The following is a 4,961-nucleotide window of genomic DNA, read 5'->3' on the forward strand; positions in this document are numbered from 1 at the left end:
GAACGTCTCGGAGCACGATTTCCTTGCGGACCTTCGACCGCTTTACCAAGCTACAGACGTTCTGGTGCTGCCGTCCGTCGAGGACGGCAGCGCGCTCGTGACTTACGAGGCCCAGGCGTCCGGCTGCGCTCTCCTGGTCTCGGACGCCGCCGGCGCCCGTTTCACCCACGGTACAGAGGGCTTCATGCACCACGCGGGCGACGTGGAGACCCTTGCGCAGCAAATGCGCATGCTGGCCGATGATCCGGCGTTGCTGCTGCGCATGCAGAATGCCGCCGCCCTCAACGCGCAGCAATATACGTGGGAGCGGGCGACCGAGCGCTTGGTCAATGCTTATGAGGCAGCCTTATGAGTTACGAGCGCCCGATGATTCCATTTAACCGACCGACGCGCGTTCCGGAAGAACTGGAACTGGTCTCGCAGGTTCTGTCGGGCCAGAGCCCAGGCGGGCACTTCAACCGGGAGTGCGATAGCTTCTTCCGAGATCGCCTGGGTGTCTCCTATTCCACCCTCACGCCCTCCTGCACCCATGCGCTCGAAATGGCGGCTCTCGCGCTCGACATCCGGCCGGGCGACGAAGTCATCGTTCCATCCTTTACGTTCACGTCCACCGCCAACGCATTTCTCCTGCGTGGCGCCCGCTTAATCTTCGCGGACATCAGTCCCAGCACGTTGAATATTGATCCGGATAGTCTTGGTCGCCTTATTAGTCCTCGCACCCGCGCTATCGTGGTCCTTCATTATGCAGGCATCGCCTGCGACATGGATGCGATCATGGATATTGCCGGCGGCGCGGGGATACCGGTCGTCGAAGACGCCGCACATGCCCTCTTCGGAGCCTATAAGGGACAGCCTCTTGGGACTATTGGCGCTATGGGCGCCTTCAGCTTCCAGAATACAAAGAACTTCTCCTGCGACGAAGGCGGAGCGTTCGTCACCAACGACGCCCGCTTGGCCGAAATCGCCGAAATTGTCCGGGAGAAGGGAACCAACCGCAGCCAGTTCATGCGCGGGCTCCTGCACAAATACGAGTGGGTGAGCGAAGGATCGAGCTATATCCTCGCCGATGTTCTCGCGGCGCAACTCCTGGCCCAACTGGGGCGGGCTGAGGAAATCCAGGACAAAAGGAAGAGGATCTTTGAGCGGTACCAGGAAGGCTTGGCCGATTGGGCGTCGGCTCAGTGCGTGCGTCAGCCAACAATCCCGAACGGCTGCGATCCGGCCTGGCACCTCTATTATCTGATCATGCCTTCAGAGGAGGTGCGGGATCGTTTCCTTTCCTACCTTCGCTCCCATCAAGTCGCGTCGGCCTTTCACTACATTCCGCTGCACATAACGCCCATGGGCCGGCGCCTCGGTGGTCAAGTCGGCGACGCACCTGTTACAGAACAGATGGCCGCGAGCCTCGTGCGTCTGCCGTTCTATACCGATCTCTCGGAGAGCGATCAGGAACGCGTGATCGACGTTGTTCGATCGTTTGAGGTTGGCTGAGTAGAAGGGTGGCGGGCATGAAGATCCTGATCACCGGTGGGGCCGGATTCATCGGGTCGGCCGTGGTGCGTCGCGCCGTCGCCGACGGCCACGAGGTCGTGAACCTCGACGCGCTGACCTATTCCGCCAACCTCGAGAACGTCGCCAGCGTCTCGGGCGACCCGGCCTACGCCTTCGAGCAAGCCGACATCTGCGACGAGGCGGCGGTGCGCTCGATCTTCGCGCGCCACAAGCCCGACGCCGTGATGCACCTGGCCGCGGAATCCCACAACGACCGGGCGATCGAGGGGCCGCTGGACTTCGTGCGCACCAACGTCATGGGCACCGCGGTCCTGCTCGAGGCCGCGCGCGAGCACTGGAGCGGGCTGCCGGCGGACCGGAAGGCCGCGTTCCGCTTCCATCACGTCTCCACCGACGAGGTGTTCGGCGCCCTCGGCGAAGATGGACAGTTTACGGAAGAAACCCCTTACGACCCCAACTCGCCCTATTCCTCGAGCAAGGCCGGCGCCGACCACCTGGTGCGCGCCTGGGGCCGCACCTACGGCCTGCCGGTGGTGCTGACCAACTGCGCCAACAACTACGGCCCGTTCCAATTCCCGGAGAAGCTGATCCCGACTGTGATCACCCGCGCGCTGGAGGGCAAGACGATCCCGGTCTATGGCGACGGCCGCCAGGTGCGTGACTGGCTGCACGTGGACGACCATGCCGAAGCGCTGCTGCTGGTGCTGGGCAAGGGGCGGCTCGGCGAGACCTATTGCATCGGCGGCGACTCGACCAAACGCAACATCGAGGTGATCCGCATGCTCTGCGCCCACCTCGACGCCATGGCGCCGGCCAACACCGCGCACCACGAGAAGATCACCTTCGTCACCGACCGGCCGGGCCACGACTTCCGCTATTCGATCGACGCCTCCAAGCTGCAGGCCGAGCTGGGCTGGGAGCCGCGCATGCCGCTGCTGGAAGGCCTCGAGGACACCGTCCGCTGGTACGTCGACAACCGCGACTGGGTCGAGGGCATCCGCCAGCGCGGCTTCCAGTCCGAACGCCTGGGCCTGGTCAAGGCATGACCGTCCGCGTCCTGCAGTTCGGGACCACCGGCCAGCTGGCGCGGGAACTGCTGGCCCAGGCCAAGGACTGCGACGTCGAGATCATCGCGCTGTCGCGCGCCGACGCCGACTTCGCCGACCCGCAAGCGCTGGCCCGCGCCCTGGAGGGCGTGTCTGCCGACCTGGTGATCATCGCCGCCGCCTACACGGCCGTCGACCTCGCGGAGAGCGAGGAAGCCCTGGCCTATCGGGTCAACGCCGAGGCGCCGGCGGCCATCGCCGGCGTGCTGGGCGGCCGCGGCGCGGCGCTGGTCCACATCTCCACGGACTACGTCTTCGACGGCGCCAAGGGCAGCCCCTACGTGGAGGCGGATACGCCCCACCCACTCAACGTCTATGGCGCCTCCAAGCTGGCCGGCGAGCGTCAGGTGCTGGCCGCGTGCCCTCGCGCGCTCGTCCTTCGTACGTCCTGGGTGGTGTCCAGCCACGGCAAGAATTTCGTCAAGACCATGCTGCGGCTGGCGGGGGAGGGCGGGCCCATCAAGGTCGTCGACGACCAGTTCGGGCGGCCGACCTCGGCCCGCGACCTAGCGCGCTTCATCCTCTCGCAGGCCGCACGGCTGGCCCGTGCGCCCGCGGGCGACGCGGTCTTCGGGCTCCACCACTTCGCCAACGCCGGCGAGGTGAGCTGGAAGGGCTTCGCGGAGGGTGTCTTCGACCTGGCGCTGGGCGCCGCCGCGCCCCAGGTGCAGGCGATCGCCACCGCCGACCGGCCCGCACCGGCGGCGCGTCCCACCCGCGGCACGCTCGACACCGGCAAGCTCGAACGTGTGTTCGGCGTCACGCCCCGCCCCTGGCGCGAGGCCCTGGCCGAGATCGTGGCCGAACTCAAGGCGGAACAGAGGTCGGCGGCATGAGACGCGGCGTCATCCTTGCCGGCGGCTCCGGCACGCGACTGCACCCGCTGACCCTGGCGGTCTCCAAGCAACTGCTGCCGGTCTACGACAAGCCGATGATCTACTATCCGCTGTCGGTGCTGCTGCTGGCCGACGTGCGCGAGATCCTGATCATCACCACGCCGGAGGACCAGGCGGGGTTCAAGCGCCTGCTGGGCGACGGTTCGCAGCTCGGCGTGCGGTTCGAATACGTCGTGCAGCCGAAGCCCGACGGTCTGGCCCAGGCCTACATCCTTGGCGAGGAGTTCATCGCCGGCCAACCCAGCGTCATGGTGCTGGGCGATAACATCTTCTTCGGCCAGAACTTCAGCCAGGCGTTGCAGTCCGCCGGGGCCCGCGAGCTGGGCGCCACCGTCTTCGGCTACCTGGTCCAGGACCCCGAGCGCTACGGCGTGGTGGAGCTCGGCTCCGACGGCAGGGCGCTGGGCATCGAGGAAAAGCCCACGGTCCCGAAGTCGAACTATGCGGTGACCGGCCTCTATTTCTACGACGGCCGCGCCAGCGAATTCGCCAAGACGCTGAAGCCCTCGCACCGCGGGGAACTGGAGATCACCGCCCTCAACCAGGTTTATCTGGAGGCCGGCGAGCTGAACGTCGAACTGCTGGGGAGAGGGTTCGCCTGGCTGGACACCGGCACCCACGACAGTTTGATCCAGGCCGGAGAGTTCATCCGCGCCGTCGAACAGCGCCAGGGCTTGCGCATAGGGTGCCTGGAAGAGATCGCCTATCGCCGCGGCTGGATCGACGCCCCGCAATTGCGCAAGCTGGCCGACGGCCTGGCGAAGAGCGAGTACGGCCAGTACCTGCGCCGGCTGGCTGAACAGCCGCTGTCGGCGGACGGGGCGGAATAAGGTCCGGGATCGTGAAGGCCTGCGCGCCCTAGAAGAACAGCGCCCGAATGCCGGCCGCGGCGGCGACCCAAAGGCCGACAGAAGCGCAGGCCGCAATCGTCAGGCCGATGCCGAGCGGCAGCCGTCGCCGTGAGCTCGCCTCAACCGAGACGCTGCTGGGGCTGACGTTCTGGAATGACACGTCTGCTGGCATCGCTCTTGCTCCGAGCCCGCCCATCGGGGCGCGTGTCCCATAAAACGGCGGTTGGGCTTAAGAGATCGTGCGCAAGATTGGCAAACGCTCCGTTAAGCGTGTTTTCGCCGGCTACGACCCTGAGTGGCGGAAGGCTCGATGAAGAGCGTCGTGAGCGTGCTGGCGGGCGAAGGGGACGTGAAGAGGCGGCTGACGGCCGCTCCAGATCGCGTCCGCGCCGCCCGCAACTCTTTAGTACACGCCGTTGCGACGGATCCCTTGAAGCGTCTGTTCGATATTCTGGCGGCGGGTTTCGGTCTGCTGCTGTTCCTGCCGCTGCTGGCGGTGGTGGTGCTGGCGATCCGCATCGAGTCTCCGGGCGGGGCGATCTTCCGTCAGCGGCGGACCGGCTACCGGGGCGAAGTGTTCACGATCTACAAGTTCC

At 66.1% G+C, this 4,961-nt stretch carries 7 protein-coding genes; 6 read left to right on the forward strand and 1 reads right to left on the reverse strand.

Features of this window, described 5'->3' with window-relative positions; all coding sequences use genetic code 11:
* The 5 genes from JWP28_RS20135 to rfbA form a co-directional block, all read left to right on the forward strand.
* A partial coding sequence (locus JWP28_RS20135) for a glycosyltransferase family 4 protein (protein ID WP_299545639.1) occupies positions 1-352 on the forward strand: 352 nt, incomplete at its 5' end.
* Positions 349-1,491 (forward strand): dTDP-4-amino-4,6-dideoxygalactose transaminase, encoded by a 1,143-nt coding sequence (rffA, locus tag JWP28_RS20140; protein ID WP_299545640.1) that lies wholly within the window; start codon positions 349-351, stop codon positions 1,489-1,491. The genes JWP28_RS20135 and rffA, both read left to right, overlap by 4 nt.
* A 17-nt stretch (positions 1,492-1,508) precedes the next feature.
* Positions 1,509-2,558 (forward strand): dTDP-glucose 4,6-dehydratase, encoded by a 1,050-nt coding sequence (rfbB, locus tag JWP28_RS20145; RefSeq protein ID WP_299545641.1) that lies wholly within the window; start codon positions 1,509-1,511, stop codon positions 2,556-2,558.
* A complete protein-coding gene (rfbD, locus tag JWP28_RS20150) occupies positions 2,555-3,454 on the forward strand; it encodes a dTDP-4-dehydrorhamnose reductase (protein WP_299545642.1) in 900 nt (299 codons plus the stop codon). Before rfbB ends, rfbD begins: the two co-directional genes overlap by 4 nt.
* Positions 3,451-4,344, forward strand: coding sequence for a glucose-1-phosphate thymidylyltransferase RfbA (gene rfbA, locus JWP28_RS20155; RefSeq protein WP_299545643.1), 894 nt, complete (start codon positions 3,451-3,453; stop codon positions 4,342-4,344). Before rfbD ends, rfbA begins: the two co-directional genes overlap by 4 nt.
* A gap of 28 nt (positions 4,345-4,372) precedes the next feature.
* Here the strand turns inward: rfbA and JWP28_RS20160 are convergent, their stop codons facing one another.
* Positions 4,373-4,537 (reverse strand): hypothetical protein, encoded by a 165-nt coding sequence (locus tag JWP28_RS20160; RefSeq protein ID WP_299545644.1) that lies wholly within the window; start codon positions 4,535-4,537, stop codon positions 4,373-4,375.
* A gap of 138 nt (positions 4,538-4,675) precedes the next feature.
* Here JWP28_RS20160 and JWP28_RS20165 point away from each other — a divergent pair.
* On the forward strand, positions 4,676-4,961 hold a 286-nt coding region (locus JWP28_RS20165), incomplete at its 3' end, for a sugar transferase (RefSeq protein WP_299545645.1).

The organism is Phenylobacterium sp. (genome assembly GCF_028290885.1).
Taxonomy (GTDB): Bacteria; Pseudomonadota; Alphaproteobacteria; order Caulobacterales; family Caulobacteraceae; genus Phenylobacterium.

Coding starts and splice junctions, on each gene's coding strand:
- rffA (WP_299545640.1), top strand. CDS start 349: ATGAGTTACGAGCGCCCGATGATTCCATTTAACCGACCGACGCGCGTT.
- rfbB (WP_299545641.1), top strand. CDS start 1,509: ATGAAGATCCTGATCACCGGTGGGGCCGGATTCATCGGGTCGGCCGTG.
- rfbD (WP_299545642.1), top strand. CDS start 2,555: ATGACCGTCCGCGTCCTGCAGTTCGGGACCACCGGCCAGCTGGCGCGG.
- rfbA (WP_299545643.1), top strand. CDS start 3,451: ATGAGACGCGGCGTCATCCTTGCCGGCGGCTCCGGCACGCGACTGCAC.
- JWP28_RS20160 (WP_299545644.1), bottom strand. CDS start 4,537: ATGCCAGCAGACGTGTCATTCCAGAACGTCAGCCCCAGCAGCGTCTCG.